The sequence below is a fragment of the Sphingobacterium sp. 18053 genome (assembly GCF_902706145.1).
Classification (GTDB): domain Bacteria; phylum Bacteroidota; class Bacteroidia; order Sphingobacteriales; family Sphingobacteriaceae; genus Sphingobacterium; species Sphingobacterium paramultivorum.
This window is the reverse complement of the sequence record NZ_CACSJW010000012.1, coordinates 115,661-138,048: the sequence shown is the minus strand read 5'-3', so window position 1 is coordinate 138,048 and position 22,388 is coordinate 115,661. Positions and strand designations below refer to the sequence as shown.

15 protein-coding genes are annotated in these 22,388 nt (G+C 41.2%); 11 read left to right on the top strand and 4 right to left on the bottom strand.

Annotated features, from left to right (window positions below; genetic code table 11):
- Nucleotides 1–10: 10 nt before the first annotated feature.
- Complete coding sequence (locus GVK91_RS25010) at nt 11–1,543, bottom strand: sulfatase (RefSeq protein ID WP_159731884.1); 1,533 nt, start codon at nt 1,541–1,543, stop codon at nt 11–13.
- Between the two features lie 228 nt (nt 1,544–1,771).
- On the opposite strand from GVK91_RS25010, the gene GVK91_RS25005 reads away from it, so the two are divergent.
- On the top strand, nt 1,772–2,944 hold the full coding sequence (locus GVK91_RS25005) for a glycoside hydrolase family 27 protein (protein ID WP_159731882.1): 1,173 nt from the start codon (nt 1,772–1,774) through the stop codon (nt 2,942–2,944).
- Nucleotides 2,945–3,063: 119 nt separating this feature from the next.
- Here the strand turns inward: GVK91_RS25005 and GVK91_RS25000 are convergent, their stop codons facing one another.
- Nucleotides 3,064–3,792 carry a FadR/GntR family transcriptional regulator gene (locus GVK91_RS25000; protein ID WP_120335314.1) on the bottom strand — a complete coding sequence of 243 codons (729 nt, stop codon included), beginning with the start codon at nt 3,790–3,792 and terminating at the stop codon, nt 3,064–3,066.
- A 147-nt stretch (nt 3,793–3,939) separates the two neighbouring features.
- On the opposite strand from GVK91_RS25000, the gene GVK91_RS24995 reads away from it, so the two are divergent.
- The 10 genes from GVK91_RS24995 to GVK91_RS24950 all read left to right on the top strand — a co-directional run bounded on the left by GVK91_RS24995 (nt 3,940) and on the right by GVK91_RS24950 (nt 20,335).
- Nucleotides 3,940–7,239, top strand: a complete 3,300-nt coding sequence (locus tag GVK91_RS24995) for a TonB-dependent receptor (RefSeq protein WP_235032991.1) — start codon at nt 3,940–3,942, stop codon at nt 7,237–7,239.
- An 18-nt stretch (nt 7,240–7,257) separates the two neighbouring features.
- Nucleotides 7,258–8,793 (top strand): SusD family outer membrane lipoprotein NanU, encoded by a 1,536-nt coding sequence (nanU, locus tag GVK91_RS24990; protein ID WP_159731880.1) that lies wholly within the window; start codon nt 7,258–7,260, stop codon nt 8,791–8,793.
- Between the two features lie 41 nt (nt 8,794–8,834).
- On the top strand, nt 8,835–9,755 hold the full coding sequence (locus GVK91_RS24985; RefSeq protein ID WP_159731878.1) for a dihydrodipicolinate synthase family protein: 921 nt from the start codon (nt 8,835–8,837) through the stop codon (nt 9,753–9,755).
- Between the two features lie 89 nt (nt 9,756–9,844).
- The gene (locus GVK91_RS24980) at nt 9,845–10,984 is read left to right on the top strand and encodes a hypothetical protein (RefSeq protein ID WP_159731876.1); all 1,140 of its coding nucleotides are present in this window, start codon (nt 9,845–9,847) and stop codon (nt 10,982–10,984) included.
- A 51-nt stretch (nt 10,985–11,035) separates the two neighbouring features.
- On the top strand, nt 11,036–12,271 hold the full coding sequence (locus tag GVK91_RS24975) for an MFS transporter (RefSeq protein WP_153846514.1): 1,236 nt from the start codon (nt 11,036–11,038) through the stop codon (nt 12,269–12,271).
- 34 nt (nt 12,272–12,305) lie between these two features.
- Entirely contained in the window at nt 12,306–14,411 is a 2,106-nt protein-coding gene (locus GVK91_RS24970; protein ID WP_159731874.1) for a GDSL-type esterase/lipase family protein, read from the top strand.
- Nucleotides 14,412–14,462: 51 nt separating this feature from the next.
- A complete protein-coding gene (locus tag GVK91_RS24965; RefSeq protein WP_159731872.1) occupies nt 14,463–15,683 on the top strand; it encodes an AGE family epimerase/isomerase in 1,221 nt (406 codons plus the stop codon).
- A 1-nt stretch (nt 15,684) separates the two neighbouring features.
- Entirely contained in the window at nt 15,685–17,667 is a 1,983-nt protein-coding gene (locus GVK91_RS24960) for a family 20 glycosylhydrolase (protein WP_159731870.1), read from the top strand.
- 72 nt (nt 17,668–17,739) lie between these two features.
- Entirely contained in the window at nt 17,740–18,897 is a 1,158-nt protein-coding gene (locus GVK91_RS24955; protein ID WP_159731868.1) for an exo-alpha-sialidase, read from the top strand.
- A 169-nt stretch (nt 18,898–19,066) separates the two neighbouring features.
- Entirely contained in the window at nt 19,067–20,335 is a 1,269-nt protein-coding gene (locus GVK91_RS24950; RefSeq protein WP_159731866.1) for a family 16 glycosylhydrolase, read from the top strand.
- Between the two features lie 178 nt (nt 20,336–20,513).
- Here GVK91_RS24950 and GVK91_RS24945 read toward each other — a convergent pair whose 3' ends face one another.
- Together GVK91_RS24945 and GVK91_RS24940 are read right to left on the bottom strand one after the other, a co-directional pair.
- Complete coding sequence (locus tag GVK91_RS24945; RefSeq protein ID WP_159731864.1) at nt 20,514–21,833, bottom strand: serine hydrolase; 1,320 nt, start codon at nt 21,831–21,833, stop codon at nt 20,514–20,516.
- A complete protein-coding gene (locus GVK91_RS24940) occupies nt 21,830–22,387 on the bottom strand; it encodes a hypothetical protein (RefSeq protein ID WP_159731862.1) in 558 nt (185 codons plus the stop codon). Before GVK91_RS24940 ends, GVK91_RS24945 begins: the two co-directional genes overlap by 4 nt.
- Between the last annotated feature and the right edge of the window lies 1 nt (nt 22,388).

The following is a 22,388-nucleotide window of genomic DNA, read 5'->3' as shown; positions in this document are numbered from 1 at the left end:
CCTCATAGTATTATTGGTCGATGTTGATTTTGTAAATAGCTTCTGCTTCTTTGTCATCAAATTGGCGCATTTGTGTGATCAGTTTCTTTTTCATCAGTTTGACGACGCTTTGATAGGCAGGATCTTTGTAGACATTATGGAGTTCATTGGGGTCCTTTTGAAGGTCAAAGAGTTCCCAATTTTCGATCCGTTTATAATAGCGGATCAATTTATGACGATCATCACGAACACCAAAATGGGGGCTCACGGCATGTTCTCCATTTTCAAAATAATGATAAAATAGATCTTTTCGATGTTCCTCTTTGTTATTTTTCAGGACATGTACAAAAGATTCACCTTGCATGTCTTTCGGTTTTTTGATAGCAGCTAACTCCAATAACGTGGGAGCGATATCAGCGTTGACAATTTTGGCGTTTATGGTTGAGTTTGCACGTAATAGGGCTGGGTACCGCATGACCATTGGGGTACGAAAAGATTCCTCATACATCCAACGTTTGTCGAACCAACCATGCTCACCCATATAAAAACCTTGGTCTGAAAGATAGATTACAATTGTATTTTCACTGAGTGATTTTTGATCCAGATAATCTAGTACTTTTCCTATATTGCGGTCCATAGATTGGGCAGTATTGAGATAATCAATCATATAACGCCTGAACTTCCATTCTGCAAGTTGCTTGCCCGTCAAATTACCTTGCTTTAGTTGTTCATAAATGGGCTGGTAATAGGCGATATAGCTATCCTTTTGAGCTTGGTCCATCCGCTTGAAGTTACCGTCGGCCATCATTTCTTCCAACGAATTGAACATTTTGAGATCGTAGCCCATTTTCATGTCCTTGTCAATGGACATTTCCTGCAATGCTGCTGCCGACCTACTTTGGTAATTGTCGTAGAAAGTAGCGGGTAAGGTGAAATTTACAGTATCGTAGGTGCCGAAGTCCTTTGGATCTGGCATCCAGGTACGGTGTGTGGCTTTATGACCGATGACTAGACAAAATGGCTTATCAGCGTCTACCGTATCGAGCCAATCAATAGCTTTTTCGGTTACGATATCAGATACATATCCTTCAGTGCGTTTGCGACCCTCTTTGCTGATAAAATCTGGATTAAAATAGGTTCCCTGCCCAACAAGAATGTCATAATAGTTGAAACCCTGCAGTTTGTCTCCTAAGTGAATTTTACCCACCCAAGCGGTATTGTAACCTACGTTTTGGAGCTGTTTTACAAAAAGATCCTGACTAAAGTCGAATTCAGAAGTTTCATTGTCTTTGAATCCATTTTTATGGCTGTATTTACCCGTTAATAATGTCGCTCTGGATGGCCCGCAGATGGAATTGTTGACGAAGGCATTTTTAAATAGCGCACCCTGAGCAGCGATGCGGTCTATTTGTGGTGTTTTCCCATATTTCGAACCATAGGCACCAATTGCTTGATAGGCATGATCATCGGAAATAATGATGATGATATTAGGCTTTTTTTGTGCAGAAGCATTTTTATAGAGAAGTGTTGCGATTACGGCAAATAAAAAGATCCTGAGTTTCATTGTGTTTTTGGTTTAAATTGAATGTATCAAGCTTTTTTAAGCTATGCTATTTGAAAATAGTGTAAATTTCACGATGGTGATAACGCTGACTAAGATAATGATTATTATGTATTACATAAAATAATTAAGTGATTGAATTTACTTTTTCATATCATTGTCTCTATGTATTTTTGAAGCGGATTAAAATGAAAATAAAAGGGAGATAAGATCTTTTTTTATACTACAATTATGGGATTTAAGTTATTATTTAAGGGTATACTTTTAGGAGCTTTAGTAGGTGCTTGGAGTCTAAAAGCGTTGTGTCAAGAGGCAAAATCGCCAATAATGGGTTGGAGCAGCTGGAATAGCTTTCGGATCCATATTGATGAAAAGTTGATTCGGGAGCAGGCAGATGCCATGGTCGCGACTGGCTTGTACGATGCGGGATACAGTTATATCAATGTGGATGACGGGTATTTCGGGGGGCGTGACCAAGCGGGAAAACTTTACGAAGACCGTTCAAAATTTCCTGGTGGAATGCGGACGCTAGCTGATTACATTCATTCCAAGGGTTTAAAAGCTGGATTGTATTCGGAAGGTGGAAAAAATACCTGTGGTTCTATCTGGGACAAAGATCTAAAAGGCATCGGGGTAGGAATGTATGGCCATGAAGACCAAGATGCACAGTTATTTTTTAAAGAGTGGAATTTTGATTTCATCAAAGTGGATTGGTGTGGTGGATTGGAAATGAAACTGGATGATCGCGAGCAATATACAAAGATTATAACAGCAGTGAGGAAGGTTCGTCGAGATGTAGGCTTTAATCTTTGCCGCTGGCAATTTCCCGGGGAATGGGCAATTAAACAAGTGGATTCGTGGCGTATTTCACAAGATATACAACCAAATTTTGCTTCAGTGTTGCATATTATTGATCTCAATCGTAATCTTTATCCTTATAGCTCTCCAGGTCATTATAACGATATGGATATGCTTCAAGTGGGCAATGGAATGACTCATGAAGAAGATAAAACACATTTTTCAATGTGGTGTATGTTAAATTCACCCTTGATGGCCGGAAATGATCTGCGTAAAATTTCAAAAGAGACACTCGCTATATTGACGAACAAAGAAATGATCGCGCTTAATCAGGATAAGGCTTTTAAGCAAGCACAAGCTGTGTTTAAAGCGGGTGAGGTAGAAGTATGGAAAAAAGACCTGGCAGATCCAAAGCGTAAAGCACTTGCAATACTTAATAGATCAGACAAGGAAACGATGTTTAAACTGGATACTAAAGCGCTGAATTTGTCTCCAAAAAATCGCGTCAGAGATTTATGGCTTCATCGCGATGAAGGAAACCTTGGTAAGAATACAAAATTCATTCTTCCTCCACACGGAATCATTGTACTGTTGCTGTCTGAATAACAAAGTGTCAAACTGTACGATAACCAAATAAAAGGATCAAGTGGAGACCCTTTAAAGAAAAAGCCCAATCATATGATTGGGCTTTTTTATAGTGTTATGAATCGATCTCGTAAAAGGGATTATCCAACAGATTTCTTATATAAAAATAGTCGCTGATAATGATTGTCAAGATGCTTGCGCATGGCATTTCGAAAAACCTCGGCATTGCCCACCTTTAATATATCAACTAGGCCTCGGTGTGAGATGAAGCTTTTCGATGAACTGGGACTAGTTAGTAAGCCGCTGCTATGGACATATTGAAAAACAGGTAACAGCATGTTCTGGAAGTCTTTGAGAATTGTATTTCCTGTGATTTCATAGAGCTTACCGTGAAAGGCAATTTCAGTTTCAATGTCGAAAATTGTATTATCGGCATCTATAGGTTCCTTAGCAACGATCGCTTCCAGCTCCTCAATGTCTTTTTCCTGTATATGTTCAAAAAGGATATCCGCCATACCCACCTCCAGTACCATGCGCATTTCAAAAAGATCCTGTAAGGTCTTGTTTTCCATGATAGTAGGATAAAGTGATTTGCGTAGGGGTTTTATAAGATCTGGACTTGTTAAAACAGCTCCGCGATGTTTTTTTGATTCGATCAATCCAACCATACGCAACCGCAACATGGCTTCGCGAACTACTGTACGACTTACACCAAGGGTTTCGGCCAATTCAATTTCCTTAGGTAAAGCATCTCCAACCTTTAAGCCTTGATTGACAAAAAGATTGATGATTTCTTTTTCCGCACGATCTACTAGTGAAGAGGTATCAATTGTATTAAGATGTTCTATCAGCGAAGAATTCGGTTCCATATATATTACATATAACGCATTAGGCGCATTAAGACAAAGATAATTAATAAAAGTGATTAATATGTTATACATAATTTGATTAAAATTTGTTTTTTACATTTTGTTATTTATATATTTGTATATATGTAATACTTAATACAAATCAATATGTATTCAAACCTAAAATTACGAACCCTTCTCACCCTATCCGTTTTGATGGGTAATATGCTCTTAGCGCAGGCGCAAGATCATGCGGTGCGGGGAAAAATTACCGATGCAAAGACAGGGGAATTGCTAGGCAATGTGACTGTAAAAATCAAAGGATCCAACCAATCTTTGCAGACAAATACCGATGGGACTTTCTCAATCAGTACTAATCCCAATACTATTTTAGTGATCACGTCTACAGGGTATAGACCATATGAAGTAAAAGTTGGGCAATTAAATCAACTGGATATCAAACTCGAGTCCAAGGTTGAGCAAATGGATGAAGTTGTGGTGGTGGGATATGGAACACAAAATAGGAGAAATGTAACCGGATCTATCGCTAAAGTGGACAAAACTGTTTTGCAAAATACGCCCCGTTCTAATGTTGCTACAGCATTACAGGGAACTGTGCCTGGATTGCAGGTGGTGAACAAATCAGGTACCCCCGGAGCAGCGCCCATGTTGAAATTGCGCGGTGGAGCATCAATAAAGAGTTCTAGCCCACCATTGGTGGTGATAGACGGTGTTATTCGTGAGATGAATGATGTGAGTTCGGATAATATTGAATCCATCGAACTTCTAAAAGATGCTTCTGCAACGGCAATATATGGTGCTCGTGCAAATAATGGCGTGGTTTTGATCACAACGAAAACCGGTAAATCAGGACAGTCAAATATATCTTATAAATTCACAGGAGGGTTCAACCAACGCCGTGAGGGGTATCGTTACATGAATGCTGGGGATTACATTTATTATACGCGCTTGGGTTATTTAAATGCCGGTAAAACGATTGAGACAGCTAATGGTTCCAGAGGACTGGGATTATTGACTGATAATGCAAATTTATCTTCGTTCGATATTCGTCGTTACACATCTGACTTGGATCCATTACTAGCTAAAGGGTGGCAACTTGTAGATGATCCGTATGGTGGTCAGATAATTTATAAAGATCATTCGGGTGAAGTTGAGAATATCTTATTTCGAAATACCTATACAAAGGATCATTATGTGAATGTATCGGGCGGTAACGAGCGAGGAAAATATTTCGCTGCATTTGATGCATATGATGAGGATGGAATCATTGTAGGCTCCAACTATAAAAGATATACTGCAGATCTAAATGGTTCATATAAGCTGAAACCGAATCTGGAGGTAGCAACCTCGGTTAATTTGTCAACTGCTTCTCAATATGGCGTTGGCGGATCTGAAGTAAGTGCATTATATCGGAATTTGGCTATTTGGCCTACATTCAATCCCTGGGTTGATGAGGCGAAGACGAGGCCCAATCCAGGCAACGGCATCAATGATGGGAATCCATTGTATTGGTTGAGCCGTATGGAGAGAAATAATGAAACGAATCGCATTGTCGTAAATGGTTCCCTAAAATGGGATATTATTCCTGGTCTATACCTCAAAGTCTCGGGAAATGCCTATATGAAAGAGGTATTGAATGAGTTCTTCCAAAAATCGACCCAAACCTATGCTAATGTGTTTTCTAACCCTGAAACAATAGGCAGTACTTCAAGAGATGCTTATCGCAATATAAATCGCGATTTCCAAACACAGTTCAACGGTATTTTAAATTATACCAAGACATTTGGTGAGAAGCATAATCTGAACGCTATGCTTGGTGCGGAATATTTTAACACGAAAACAGATTATATGCAGGTGTATGGGAAGAATGCGCCTACAGATGATATACCGACCGTCAATGCTTCGACAGTTTTTGTGGCTGGAAATAACACATCTTCAAAATCTGAATATAGAATTATTTCGTCCATGGGACGTTTGGCTTATGATTATGATGGGAAATATCTGTTGAATGCCGTATATCGTTTGGATGGTGTATCGAGCTTAGCAGATGGTCATCGTTGGGGATTTTTTCCAGGTCTTTCTGCAGGGTGGAATGTTCATCAAGAAACATTTTTTAAGGATACCAAGTTTGTGGAATATATTTCAACTTTGAAGCCTAGACTGAGTTACGGAGAAAACGGAAATATAAATGGATTAGGCAGATATGAGGTCCAGGGAACTTATTCTTTGCAAACCAATTATAATGGGACAGCTGGATACCTTAATACACAGCCTGTAAATGGAAATCTGGTTTGGGAAACGAGTAAAACTACTGGTGTAGGTTTAGATTTAGGTTTATGGAAAGACCGCGTAACCTTATTATTCGATTATTACAATAGAAAAACTAAAAACCTTTTAACAGATCTGACTCTGCCTAGTTATATCGGCTTCTCGTCTATAAATACCAACTTAGGAACTTTACAAAATAAAGGCTTGGAGTTTGGTTTACAAGCTCGCGTGCTTAGAAATCCCGATGGTATTAGTTTGAATATTGGCGCCAATGCTGCATTTGTTAAAAATAAAATACTGGAGCTGCCGAATAATGGAAACGAAAATAATCGTCAAGGTGGCCTACAGGTCTATGATCCAACATCGGGTCAAGTTAAATGGGTAGGTGGATATCAGGAGGGGCAATCGCTGGGCGATATCTACGCATATAAACAAGTATCAATATTTAAAGATGATGCTGAGGTAAGTTCAATTGCCGGAAACCGTACGGATAATATTGCCGGAATTACTGGGCCTAATCTTCCTGTTGGAAAAAATGGAAGAATTACTCCTGGAGATGTCAATTGGCTGGATGTCGATGGAAATGATATTATCGATTCACGTGATCAAGTGTATATCGGCAATATTAATCCAAAATGGACGGGCGGATTTACAACGAATTTAAGTTATAAGAATCTGAGCCTTTTTTCAAACTGGGAGTTTGCTCTGGGACATAAGATTTACAATGATCTTGTTGCAAGAACATTGGGTAATTATCAGGGCACATTCAATTATATTGAGCTGCAAAAGCAAGCTTGGTCACCGACCAACACTATAACAGACATTCCAAAGGTTTATTTTGCGGATCAGGTTGGTGGTTCCAAACAGAATTATACACGTGGAAACAATGCCAATGCGGTATTGAACAGTAACAATTCGAGGTTTTATGAAAAAGGAGATTATTTGGCACTCCGTGAGCTGACTCTCTCGTACGACATGCCCAAATCATTGCTCGAAAAATCGCGGGTATTTTCGCATGCACGAATTTATTTTACCGGATCTAATCTTTTTTACATCACAAAATTCTCGGGGCCATCACCTGAGCCGCCAGTAGATGGGAATAATTTGGTTACAGGTATATATTTAGGTACTTATCCCACACCAAGATCTTATGTCCTAGGTGTTCAACTATCCTTTTAATCTTAAAAATTGAAAACGATGAAAATCAATATAAAAACCTTGAGCTTGGCAACGGTATTGGGACTAGGCCTCTTAAGTTCCTGCAATAAAAATCTAGAGTTAAATCCAGTGAGTACAATTAGCGATGGGAATTACTGGAAGACAGCCGATCAGTTTGATTCATTTGTGAGTGGTCTACACGCAAGATTTCGGAATCATGAGCGCGCATTTGTACTTCTGGGTGAATACCAGGGGGAGGTCTTTGGCAATGATCCCGGAACGACATCGTCTTTTACAGGGGAAGCTCCGCAAGGGTTGGAAAGAATGTGGAATCATAATTTGGATCTTGATAATCCGGGGCTGAGCAATTTCGGCGCTTTTTACGAAAACATCAATCAGATAAATTTGTTGATCAGCAAACTTAATACGACTGATATTGTGACCGCTCAAAATAAAGGTTACTATTTTGGGATTGCTTATGGAATGCGTGCATTCTACTATTTTCAGTTGTATCGTTCCTGGGGAGATGTTGTCCTGCAAACAGAGCCTGTTGGAAATATTGATATCACCAACCTTGCTAAAGCCGCTTCTCCAGCTTCGGATGTTTTAGGACTTGTAACTTCGGATTTAGAAAGCTCTTTGACATCTTTTGGAGCAGATTACTCCGTGAAGAATACAAAATCGTATTGGTCAAAATCAGCAACATTAATGCTTAAAGCAGAAGTGAATCTTTGGAATGCACATCGAGGCGGAGGTAAGGATGCTGCTTTAACAGCCAAAAATGCTTTATCGGAAATAAAATCAAATCTTACCTTGTCTCTGCAATCAGATTTTTCTGGTCTATTTTCTATTAGCAATCGCGGTAATAGTGAAATGATTTTTGTAGCGCGTCATCAATTAAATGAAGCGACTTTAGGTTTTATATCCGATTTCGTTCCACAATCTGGTCTTATCGCAAATTATTATGACTCACTTTCCAACAGAAAATTCACCGTAACTGCTGAAAACTATGGTGGAATATTACGTGCACCGACTCGTATCCGTTCGTATCGGGACTACAATGATTTGGATCAACGTAAAAACACATCTATTCAAGCGGCCTATTCAAAAGATGCAACAGGAAAATTCAATATGGCCGGTTGTTTCCTGAAAAAATATCAAGGTGAACAAAATGCTGGATCTCGGGCATTTACGAATGATTTTCCAATCTATCGTTATGCAGATTTACTCTTGCTGTTAGCTGAAGCTAAAGTGCTACTAGGTGAAAGCCCCAAAGAAGAAATCAATTTGGTTCGAGCAAGAGCTTTTGGAAGTAATTACAACGAAGGTACTTTTGGTTTTCCAAATCAGAAGATAGACAGCGATCCGATGGAAGCAATTTTAAAAGAACGCAAATTAGAATTTATTGGCGAGGGGAAATATTGGTATGATTTGAGAAGAATGGGCGATAGCTTTGTTTATAAGTATACATCATTACCGGTAGCAGAATCATTTCGCCTTTTATGGCCAATAAATAGGGATGCGTTGACAAATAACCGGCTATTGGTTCAAACGAAAGGTTATACCTCGTTTTAGTTACATTTTAAAAAAATAATATAATATTAAATACACAGATCATGCTAGACCAAAAAATCTCAGGATTAATTGCAGCGCCATTTACTCCTTTCGATGAAAACGGAGAATTGAATCTTGAGCTGATTCCGCAATACTATGCGATGTTAAAGCGCAACCGGGTAACGGGTGCCTTTATTTGTGGCTCTACCGGAGAAGGGGTGTCGTTGACTTTTGAGGAAAAAGTTGCGGTGATGACAGCTTGGGCCAGATTAACAAAAGAGGATAATGCATTTACACTCATGATGCTTCTGGGCGGAACGAATATCAAAGAATGCCAACAATTGGCTAGGCTGGCCGAGCAAGCAGGGGTAGATGTTGTTTCATTTACTTCACCATCTTATTTCAAACCTGCCAATGTGGATCAATTGGCAAAATGTTGTGTCGAAATTGCTAGTGCAGCCCCGAATACGGCTTTCTATTATTATCATATCCCGGTATTGACTGGTGGAAATTTCCAGATGATCGACCTGCTGAAGCAGATTGATGGCATTATACCCAATTTTAAGGGAATCAAATATACGCACGAAGATTTTATGGATTTTCTAAGCTGCTTGAATTATGCAGATCGCAAGTATGATATGTTATGGGGAAGAGATGAGAATATGCTGTCCGCTTTGGTATTGGGTAACAAAGGAGCTGTCGGCAGTACCTATAACTACGCTGCACCTTTATATCTTGAGCTTATTGAGGCTTATGATCGGGGAGATCTTGAAAAAGCTAATGCTTTGCAGCAGCAATCTATCGATATGATCACATTGTTAGGGAAGTATGGTGGTATTTCAGTCGGGAAATCGTATATGAAATTGATTGGCCTTGACTGCGGAACATTTAGACTGCCCGTGAAAAATATGTCGGCAGACCAATTTGAACTCTTTAAGAGTGATGTGAACAAACTTAATTTTCAGAAGTTTTGTGCACAGTAAAATAGATCTCCCTCTCGAGATGAGTATCATGTGTGCTTACATTGAGAGGGAGATTACAAGGTAGACTGTAGGTTCGAGAATAAATAGATATGACAAAACAACATTGGATGGGAGTTATCGTGGGAATACTGTTTACAGGTGCTGTTCATGCACAGGTTGGTCGATTGGAATGGCATAAAGGCATTACGTTGCCAGCTATGCAAGATGGAAAGGCGCATATTGGTATGGCAGGACCAATAGCTGGTGTCACAGGCAATTGTTTCCTGGTTGCCGGCGGAGCGAATTTTCCACATTTACCACCTTGGAAAGGTGGGGCGAAAGAGATCCAAAAAGATGTTTTTATTTACGGAAAAAAAGAGGGACGACTGAGTTTAATAGCCCAGGATAGTCTTCCTATGGCGGTTGCTTATGCAGCCAGCCTGAGTCTACCTGATGGATTGCTGGTTATCGGTGGAGAGACTCCTGATGGAAAAACAGCCGTTTGTAGACTGATTAAATATGATGGCTCTACCAAGAAAATTACGGTGTCAGACTTTCCGAATCTCCCATTTCCGTTGGCTAATATGGGAGCGGTAGTTCATGGAAATAAACTTTTCATTGCCGGTGGTGAAATGCCTGATGCTGTATCGGATCAAGTGTTGAAATTGGATCTAGCGCATCTTGAAAAAGGATGGGTTTGTGTTGGAAAATTACCCTATGCAGTCTCCCATTTGCAATTGTTGTCTGATAGTCAAAATGGCCTGTATCTACTTGGTGGAAGAAAGGCTCATCCAGAGAGCCCTTCAACGTTATATCATGAACTGTGGTGCTCAGCCGATGATGGTAGTACTTGGTCCAAACAGGCGGACATTCCTTTTCCTGCTGCGGCAGGAACAGCTTGTGTATTGCCCGACCAAGGAATATGGTTGCTGAGTGCGGATCGGGGCAATACCTTCCATCAGGTGGAAGCGCTAATCTTTGATGCTAAAAAGGAAACAAATCCATCGCAGCGACAGAAATTGATTGATACCAAGAATAAATTGCAAATCAATCATCCCGGTTTCGGCAGAGCAGTATGGCGTTATGATCTGAAATCGGGGAAATGGAAGCGGATGGGGGATCTGCCCGCGAATGGACCTGTAACCACGACAGCCGTTGTTTGGGGCGACATGATCATCTTGCCCAGTGGCGAAATTAAGGCGGGCGTTCGTACTCCGGAGATTTTAGTAGCCACATTTTCTAAGAAATAGGATTGAAAAAATAAGATATAAAAAACTCAATATAACCCTGATAAACTTGAAATGATCTCTTCTTTACGACATAAATCTTTTTACCCATGGCTCGTTGTAGCCCTCCTTTGGGGGGTAGCCCTGCTGAATTATATGGATCGACAGATGCTATCAACTATGCGTGAAGCCATGCAGGTCGATATTCCACAGCTGCAGCGTGCCGAGACTTTTGGTGTATTGATGGCCGTTTTTCTTTACATCTATGGTATCATGAGTCCTATAGCCGGTATCGTTGCCGATCGCAGCAATAGAAAATGGCTGATTGTAGGCAGTCTTTTTGTTTGGTCGGCCGTAACGTATGGCATGGGGATGGCACACGATTACGCAACGCTATTGGCTTTACGGGCAATTATGGGATTTAGTGAAGCATTGTATATCCCAACAGCTCTTTCGCTGATCGCCGATTACCATACCGGAAAAAATCGATCGTTAGCCATTGGGCTACATATGACAGGGCTCTATACAGGTCAGGCCTTGGGCGGTTTTGGTGCCACATTGGCCGCTTCAAAAGGATGGCATACCGCTTTTCATTGGTTTGGAATTATCGGAATATGTTATGCGGTCCTATTAGCGATCTTGCTTGTGGAAAAAAAACATGAGCCATCCCTTGAGGAGCCTGCTTCGGAAGGGCGATTGTCTCTTCCCAAAAGTTTACTGCTGCTATTTTCCAATGTGGCGTTTTGGATTCTATTATTTTATTTTGCGGCTCCAAGCTTACCCGGCTGGGCCATCAAAAATTGGTTGCCAACCTTGTTTGCCGATAGCCTGAATATTCCAATGGCCAAAGCTGGTCCATTGTCTACCATCACAATCGCGATCTCATCCTTTATTGGGGTTATTGTCGGCGGAATACTGAGTGACAAATGGGTACAAAAAAATATCCGTGGCCGCATCTATACCAGTGCAATTGGGCTTGGACTAACCATACCAGCTTTATTGTTTTTAGGATTAGGTCAGACTTTACCTGCGGTGGTCGGAGCCGCAGTCTGTTTTGGAATTGGCTTTGGCATATTCGATGCCAACAATATGCCTATCCTATGTCAGGTTGTTCCTAAAAAATTGCGCGCAACCGCTTATGGTTTTATGAATATGGTGGGCGTGTTTGCTGGAGCCGTTATCACGCAATGGTTAGGGAAATTTAAAGATGAAGGTCATTTTGGTTTAGGCTTTGCATTATTAGGGGGCGCCGTACTATTGGCGTTACTCTTGCAACTCCTGTTTCTCAAACCTAAAACAACGGAGAAGTAATCGCTTTTATATCCTGAATGAATAGATGATGAAAATGAAATCCTTAATTAGCACGCTGCATACCTATATTTCAAAAAAAGTAGGCCTACTTTTAGGTTTGATTGTCTCTATCTCCATTTCAGTGGGACAACCCCGCACAAAAGTAGCTTGTATAGGTAATTCCGTAACCTTTGGTTATGGGCTCGGCAATCCTGCTCAGGATTCTTATCCGAGCCAGCTTCAAGCGTTGCTGGGCCAGCGGTTTGAAGTGAGGAATTTTGGCCATTCAGGGGCTACACTTTTACGTAAGGGGCATAGACCTTATTATAAAACGGAAGAATACAGGAAAGCCTTGGATTATAAACCTGATGTTGCCATTATACACCTGGGACTCAATGATACTGATCCGAGAAACTGGCCAAATTATAAGAACTCCTTTGCATCAGATTACGCGACTCTGATTGACTCCATACGATCCGTTAATCCCAAAGTACAAATTTACATCTGTCGATTGACTCCTATTTTTAGTGGTCATCCGCGCTTCTTATCCGGGACACGCGATTGGTACGATCAAATTCAGGCGCTTATACCGCAGATAGCAAAAAATAACCAAGTGGGACTGATCGATCTGAACAGCCCACTGCGGTATCGGATTGATCTTTTTGACGATTACTTGCATCCGAATAAGCAAGGAGCTGCATTGATTGCTGAGCAGGTCGCGCATGTACTGATCCCTGTTCTCCAAGATTTGCAAGTGGCCGAAACCATCGGTTCGGATATGGTGCTCCAGCGTAATTGGGAAAATAGCATCTATGGTAAAGGTACTGCCGCCGATGAGATCACTGTTGCATTTAATAAGAAAAACTATAAGACCCAAGTCAATCCCGAAGGCTCCTGGGCAATAAAGTTGCCTAAAATGGAAGCCGGAGGACCTTATGAGATAACAGTGCGTTCGGGCAAGCAGAAAATAGTGTTGAAAAATATTCTTTTTGGCGATGCATACCTTGCTTCGGGGCAATCAAATATGGCTTTTCAACTTCGTGGAGCCATAAAGGGCGAAGAGCTGATCAACGATGCACCACACTTAAAGAATGTGCGCCTTTTTAAATGCCGCAACCTTGTGGAGACCAATGCTGTTGCATGGGATACCGCGACCTTAAGGAAAGTAAACGATTTGGACTATTTCAGGGGTGCCTGGCGGCAAGCTACCGGGGCGGAGGCCGCACAATTCTCAGCTGTTGCTTATTCATTTGCCCAGCAGATCGCCAGCGAACAGCATATTCCCATTGGCATTATTGATCTATCGGTAGGTGGGTCTAATACCGAATCATGGATTGATCGAAAATCATTGGAATACGACGATCTGCTTGCCTCTTATATTCACAACTGGCAAAAATCAGATTTCCTGCAGGATTTCTGTCGTGAGCGCGCCAGTCAAAATCTAGCAGTTTCAAAGGTAAAAAATCAACGCCATCCGTATCAACCAGCTTACAATTTTGAAGCGGGTGTCAGCAAATGGTTGAACACAGGATTGAAAGGTATACTGTGGTATCAAGGTGAGAGCAATGCGCATAATATAGAACTTCACGAACGTCTTTTTAAAACATTGGTTTCTTCCTGGCGGAAGAGTTTTCACCAAGATCTACCTTTTTTCTTTGTTCAGCTCACAAGTATAGATAGACCTTCATGGGGTGATTTTAGAAACTCACAACGCTTACTGGAGAAAGCCAATGCTGGTACATACATGGCCGTAACGATCGATGTAGGTGATTCTTTAGATGTACATCCCCGTGAAAAGATTGTGGTAGGTCGACGGTTGGCAAATTTAGTGCGTAAACATGTGTATGGTGTGGAATTGAATGCAGATCATCCTAATCTGGTCAGGTATGCGCTTCGCGATGATAAGTTGTTATTGACATTTGATCATTGTATAAAATTAATAACCCCGGGGAATGCGCCTGTGAAAGGTTTTCAGGTAATGGACAATAAGGGGGAAATTTCTGATGTAAATGCAAATATCCTATCGGGCAATATCGTCGAAATCGTTAAGCCGAATTTCCAAATCACCAAAATACTGTATGGATATGAACCTTTTAGCCGGGCAAATCTTCAAAATGAAATTGGAACGCCAGTGTCCACTTTTGATTTGACGATCAACTAAACATAAGACGATCAGATAAATAGAAATAAATTGACACAAAAACTAGAACAGATGAAACAGACAAGTATAAAAGATACCGCAAATATAATAGACACTGATTACTTGAAGGAGTTGGAAGCTTTTTATCGTGATCAGCTTTTAAAAGACACTGTACCATTTTGGTTTCCACGATCGATTGACCATGAATGTGGCGGCTACCTATTTATGCGTGATCATGATGGGGCTTTGATTGATACAGATAAAGCCGTGTGGATACAGGGAAGGGCATGCTGGTTGCTGGCCACACTTTACAATACAGTTGAGCAAAAAGAAGAATGGCTGGAAGGGGCCCGGATAGGCTATGAATTTTTGAAGAAACATTGTTTTGATGCAAACGGCAAAATGTATTTTCATGTAGACCGCATAGGTAACCCAATTCGTATGCGTCGTTATTTCTTTTCGGAGACTTTTGCGGCAATCGCCTTTGCAGCCTATGCAAAAGCGACGGGAGATGCCGGTATTGCTGTGGAAGCACGTGAGCTGTTTGGAATTTGTCTGGCTTATGCACAGGGAGAAAGATTGGTGGAACCAAAGTACCAACAGACCAGGCCAATGAAAGGGATCGGTGTGCCGATGATTATGATCAATACCGCACAGCAAATTCGCGAAACAATTGGAGATCCACGCTGTGATTTCGTTATCAGTGATTTTATCGCGCAGATTGAACGTGATTTTGTAAAAGATGACATACGTTGTGTGATGGAACAAGTTGGTCCTGAAGGTGAAATTGTTGATCATATTGACGGGCGCACACTCAATCCCGGACATGCCATCGAAGGAGCTTGGTTTATCTTGCATGAAGCGAAATATCGGGCGAACGATCCGCATCTGATTGACCTGGGCTGTCGCATGTTGGATTATATGTGGGAGCGCGGCTGGGATACAGAATATGGTGGTATACTATATTTTCGAGATGTCTATGGAAAGCCGGTACAAGAATATTGGCAAGATATGAAGTTTTGGTGGCCACAGAATGAAACGATTATAGCAACATTACTCGCTTACCTAATGACGGGAAATGAGAAATATAAAAGTTGGCATCAGCAGATCAATCAGTATGCCTATGATCATTTTCATGATAAAATCAATGGTGAGTGGTATGGGTATTTGCATCGTGATGGGAAGATTGCGCAAACGGCAAAAGGTAATTTATTTAAAGGACCTTTCCATCTCCCTCGTCAAGAGTGGTATTGTATGCAAATACTACAGGAATTTAACACGATTAAGGGATAACATGATGCGACAAACTGTAGCGACAACTAAGTTCATCCAAAGGCTGATGATGATTGTCATGATGATCTCTCCGCTATATGGTATGTCCGAAAAAATCAGACCTTTGCTTCCCATGCCGCAGTCTGTTACCTGGAAAACTGGGTATTACCAGGTCAAACATATTGTGTGTGTACGCACCAAAGGAGAAGTGTCAACTACAGATAGACAGACTTTGACAGCACTGCTAAGCGATTGGGATGTAAGGCGGATAGACTTCGATAGCAAAGAAAATATAGCTATAACGATTAGTTGCAATAAAGAAATGAAACTTCCCTCGTCTTCTTTGGAAGGCTATCGCATCGTTATAGATAAAAGGGGAGTAAACATTGAAGCCCGAGCGGGTAAAGGGGTTTTCTATGCCCTGCAAACTTTGCGTCAACTGGGAGGCAGCGATGGTAAGTTGCCGTATTGCGACATTACAGATTATCCATCTTTTCGTTGGCGTGGCTACTTGGTAGACGTGGGAAGAAATTTTCAGTCTATGCAGGTGTTGAAGCAGCAGATCGATCAGATGGGGCGCTATAAATTGAATGTCTTTCACTTTCATTTCACCGAGGATATTGCATGGCGACTGATCAGTAAAAAATATCCCGGTTTGACCGACTCGGCAAATATGGAGCGTTGGAAGGGAAAGTATTATACAGTCGACGATATGCAGCAGCTGATCCGGTATTGTCGTGATCGCCATATTCAGCTCGTACCCGAAATTGATATGCCGGGGCATTCCGCAGCATTTCGCCGTTATTTTAAAACCGATATGCAGAGCGATAGCGGCATAGCGATCATTAAAGAACTGGTGAAGGAATTTGCGACCACCTATCCCGGATTACCTTATCTGCATATTGGCGGGGATGAGGTGAAAATTCACAATCAAGCATTTTTGCCGATGATGACAAAATGGACGGAGGATTTAGATCTAAAAACCATCGGCTGGGAGCCTGGTGGTAATTTGCAGCCACACACAATCCGCCAGCTTTGGATGGGTGGGCCACAGGCTATTACCAATGACTCACCTTTTGAAGTGATTGACTCACAGCATTTGTATATCAATCATATGGATCCTTTGGAAACAGTGACGACCTTGTTCTATAGGGAATTGGGTGGTCAATCGTCAGAAAATGAAAAGTTAATGGGTGCGACGTTATGTTCCTGGCCCGATCGTGCAGTCCATCATGAGCGCGATGTATTCCATCAGAACGCAGTTTACCCTGCTTTGCTAACTTTTGCGGAACGAAGCTGGCGAGGAGGAGGAGATTTTGAATGGCGTAGTAATATCAAAACGGATGTAAAGGGATTAACGCAATTTGCTGAATTTGAAAAGCGTTTGCTCCGACATAAAAGATTGTATTTTAAAGATCTTATTTTTCCGTATTACGCACAAAGTGGGCAAAAATGGATGTTGTATGGGCCTGTGGAAAATAAAGGTGATCTGAGCATGGTCTTAAAAAATGAAGCGACAGGAAAATTTACCGCTTTAAAAAAGATCGGTGAGTTTTATGGTGGAACTATCGTTTTACGCCATTGGTGGGCTGATGTGGTAAAAGGGGCTATTGATCGGCCGCTTGAAAACAGCACCGTATATGCTGTGAGCAAAGTATGGAGTGAAAAAGGGGGAAACCAAAGTTTTTGGATCGGTTTTAACGACCTCTCCCGTTCATATGCCAGTGATTCACCAAATTTGGGAACCTGGGACGATAGAATGAGCAAGATTTGGGTAAACGGACGTGAAGTGCTTCCGCCGAATTGGCAACATGCTGGCCAAAAAGGAAATTTGGAGCTCCTATTGGTTGATGAAGGTTACAGCTACCGAAGTCCAAGCATTGTTCTGCTGGAGAAAGGCTGGAATACAGTTGTGGTGAAACTTCCTGTGGGGAAATTAAAAGGGAAAGATTGGCAAAATCCACTAAAATGGATGTTTACCTGCCTGCCGATTGAAAGGGAGTAATAAATAACCGATCGCATTGTATTAACACAGATGAATTTTTTAAATAGAAGTAACAATAAAACTTATATAGATATGAAGAAATTAGGGACAATGTTGGTATTTGCACTGTTGGCAGGAATTTGTCACGCTCAGGAAGTGAATGTATTTGTTTCAGGAGAAGATGGCTATAAAAGCTACCGCATACCTGCTATTGTAAAGGATAAAAGCGGACAGTTAATTGCTTTTGCAGAAGGTAGGGTGGATCATGCTGGCGATTTTGGTAATGTAGATATTGTTTATAAAACCAGTAAGGATAATGGAAAAACTTGGGGGGCATTGCAAGTTGCTGTTGACAAAGATAATTTGCAGGTCGGAAATCCAGCTCCGGTAGTGGATCTATTGGATCCCGCATATCCTAAAGGACGCCTGTTTCTTTTTTATAATACGGGTAATAATCATGAGGGAGAAGTCCGCAAAGGAAATGGTTTGCGAGAATGTTGGTCAATTAGTTCGACCGACGGTGGTAAGACGTGGTCTAATCCAGAAAACATAACGCTTGAGACGCATCGTCCCAATCAACCATCCGTAAATGCACAATATATTTTTAAGGAAGACTGGCGGACTTATGCAAATACGCCCGGACATGCTTTACAATTTGATTCGGGCAAATATAAAGGACGTATTTATATTCCGGCTAACCATTCTGAAGGAAACCCGAAAGAAAATGGCAAGGACTATTTTGCGCATTCGTATTACTCGGACGATCATGGAAAGACATTCAAGATAGGATCAAGTGTGAAATTTGAAGGATCAAATGAAACAATGGCCGCACAGATCTCTAACACAGGGCTGTATATGAATTCCCGTAATCAACAAGGTAATATAAAATCGAGGATTGTATCCTATTCCGGTGATGGTGGTGTCAATTGGGATACAACCTATTATGATAAAAATCTGCCCGATCCGGTCAACCAGGGTTCAGTGCTTTCCTGGCAAAAGAAAGGAAAATATATATTGGCTGTGTGTAATGCTGCATCAACCAATAGAAGAGACAATCTAACCGTTCGATTAAGTAATGATCAGGGCAAAACATGGTATTTTAATCAGGTTGTGGCCAAAGCGCCGGAGGGTGTGAAAGGGGATTATGCTGCTTATTCCGATTTAGTACTTTTAAATAAAAATAATCTCGGCGTTTTATTTGAAAAAGAAAATTACAGCAAAATTGTCTTTTTGCCCGTAAATTTTAAATGATCGGGCACATCGTATTATCGAAATAATCCGCATTTTCTTTCATTTCTTCCTTTTGGTTAAAGCAGGAAGGAATGAAAGAAAAAAATGAATCTTCGATTATTATCCGGCTTGCTCCACAAGCTGTTAAATAACGATATAAACTTAAATAAAACCAATAATCCAAAACTAAATGAGAAAAACCAAATTTTGGCTGGTGTTGAGCCTAATCGCAACCAGCCTGTCTATTTTTGCCTGCAAAAAAGACTCGACAACAACAAAAACTCCGATTCCGGAAGTAAGTAAGGCGAAGGCCTCGACTAAGCTATTCAATGCAACTACTGTAGCGACAACAGATTACGAATTGATCTGGTCGGATGAGTTTAATAGTAGTGGGGGATTTGATTCCACAAAATGGTCTTATGCTGACAGGGGCACTGTCGCATGGAATAAGTATATGACCTCCTTGCCGGCTTATGCATCCCAAGATGGGAGCAATCTCGTATTGCGTATGGATAATGCTGTTGTGGCCGGAGATCCTGTTGCCTATCATGCTGGGGGAGTTAAGTCGATGGGAAAATTTAGTATGACTTATGGAAAAGTTGAAGTGAGGGCCAAATTTACGCAAGGAAGAGGTTCATGGCCTGCTATTTGGATGATGCCCGAACCTGCTACAGCGTATGGCGGCTGGCCTGGCTGTGGTGAAATTGACATTATGGAGCATGTCAACAACGAAAGTGTAATGTACCATACGATCCATAATGGCTCAGTTACCAATGCAAATGGTGGGAGCACAGCATCGAAATCTGCCACCTATAATACGACAGATTACAACTTATATACAATGATCTGGAGTCCAAACGACATTCGATTTTACGTCAACAATGTATTGCAGTATACCTACGCAAGAGTTTCCGGTGGGGGAACGCAGCAGTGGCCATTTGACGTCCCTTTTTATCTGATTCTAAATCAGGCCGGTGGAGCTGGATGGCCAGGGGCGATCACAAATGCTGACTTGCCCTTTAATATGCAGGTAGATTATGTACGTGTGTATAAACTGCCTTTATTTAGTAATGGCGATTTCGAAAATGGTGTCATCTATCCATGGACAACATGGGGCGGTGGTTCATCGGTCGTTTCTACCGATGCCCGGACAGGAACCAAATGCATCCGCGAAACAGGCGGAGAGACATCCATTGAACAATACCTGACCGGTTTAACGCCGAATACCACCTATCGGTTCGGTGGCTACGCCAAAGTGTCTGCAGCTGGCCAGTCGGTCAGTATCGGTGTCAAAAATTATGGGGGAACTGCTGTTGATGCGACTATAGGTACAACCACCTACTCCAATAATTCGGTTACTTTTACAACTGGAACCAATAATACCACTGCTACGGTCTATTTCTATAAACCATTGAGCGGTACGGTGTATGGTGATGATTTCTATTTGGAAAAATTGTAAAACACCGTAGTTGAAAGAGCAGCGGTTGAACTAAACCGCTGCTCTTTTAGCGATACTGCGTGATGACGGGGCATCGGTCCTCAGTGAGGATGTCGATATCACTACCGAAGGAAAAATGGAAGATAGTGCCGAATAAAGGCCATGAATCTTCGCTTTAATATTTAAGCGCAGTGTCTCCTTATTTCTTCAAAATAAGAGTATGTCCATTTTGATAGAGTGTCATTTTATTTTCACTACGTTCGAAAACTATTTTTACACCAAATTGTGGTTGGACCAGCGTGTTTCTATCCTTGGGTTTCAGCTGAAATGAAGGTTGACCAACGACCTGTCCAAACACCTTGTTGCCCTCTCTTGTAATATTTATCTGAATAGGAGGTTGCTCGCTTTTGTATTCGCCGACGAGACTTGAAATTTCTTCCTCTGTCAATTGTATTTCCGAAAGATCAGGAAGTGGAAAAGGTTTTTTATAAAGCTCGCCAAGGCTGAATTTTAGAATTTCATTATTATTATAATTGTTGGCATTACTAATAAGTGCGACGTTATAATTGCCGTCATCAAAATGACCAGCTACGGAGGAGTATCCATCTATACCACCTGTGTGGCCAAACCCTATATGTTCATAGAATGGCAATTGGAATAAGCCCAGTCCATAACCCTGATCTATTTTTTTCATCTCTTCCAGGCTTGCAGCATTGATTATTTTATGGCTAAATAAACCATTGAAAAATTTGTCCAGATCTGCTGGAGTTGACCAAACTGCTCCGGCACCAAGCGGAACAGAATTGTCCGTGTGTGGTTCAAGGCTCCATTCTTGCGTGTAACGATAGGATTCGCTAACATCCCTGCTGTTATTTTGTGGACGGCCAAATGTGGTCTGTTCCAACTTTAATGGTCGACAGATATATTCTTTCAATAGAGCAGCATAGTCTTTTTTCCATACTTTTTCCAGGATATAAGTAAGTAGAATATAGTTTGAATTACTGTATTCATGTTTGCTTCCGGGGGTAAATTCAGCTCCGCCTTTGACCATGCGTTCAACAAGTTCCTGCTCAGTTTGGGGTTTAGTGTTCCATGTCAAATAATCTTTGTCGTCCGTGACGCTATGAACTCCGCTGCTATGATTTAACAATTGACGAACGGTAATCTTTTCGGCGTTTGGAATGCTCTTAAAGTATGTTGCTAATGTCTGGTTTAACTGGAGTTTTCCGAGTTCTATCGTTTTTAAAACAAGTGTTGCGGTGAAAGTTTTGGAGATCGAGCCAATCCCATACCGTGTATCTATGGTCGCTTTCTTTTTCTGTACCAGGTCTGCATATCCAATTGCCTTTTGATAGAGTAGTTGATCGCCCTTGCTGATCGCAATACTGCCCATCCAGACATTATTTTTATCCATGAGAGACATCAGGCTGTCCATGCGAACAGGATTGAATTCCTGGGCTTTGAGAGTGGGGCCCGTTAGCGTTGCTAAGAGGGGCAATAAGACTGTGGTTCTTTTCATAATTTATGGTGAATAGATTTTTTGAGTTTCAAAATTAACGTAGAGGAATAGTAAAGTCCACTGATGATAAATAGAAAGGCCGGAATGAAATAATTGCCCAATTGTTCGTAACGTAGGGCTTCTTCGTGCTGTAAAATAAGTTTGCCGAATATGAAAAACTTGTTGGGTGCATAGAAAAATCCGACTCCGTGAGGATCAATAAACTTGGCCACGACTAGAAAGACGGCGATGAGCATAAGGGTATAGATGATATAATAAATCATGTTTACGATCCCTTGTGTGAGCATGATAGGTACCCGTAATAAGGATACGGATTTACGAGGAGATTCTATTGACGGGGCAATGGACGTTGACAAAATCATTTCCTTGATAAAAGTCTGCGGTAACCCGAGTTTATCTAAGATTTCTTGGAGCTGACTAGGCAGGGCATTCTGGATTAATTGCGGAGGAAGCTGCTGTTGCAATGCCTCAAATATGTGGCTATTGATTTCACATAATATATCCTGTCTTTGCTCCAAGGCTAATTTTTTTACAAGAGCCGTTGCTGTTGACATG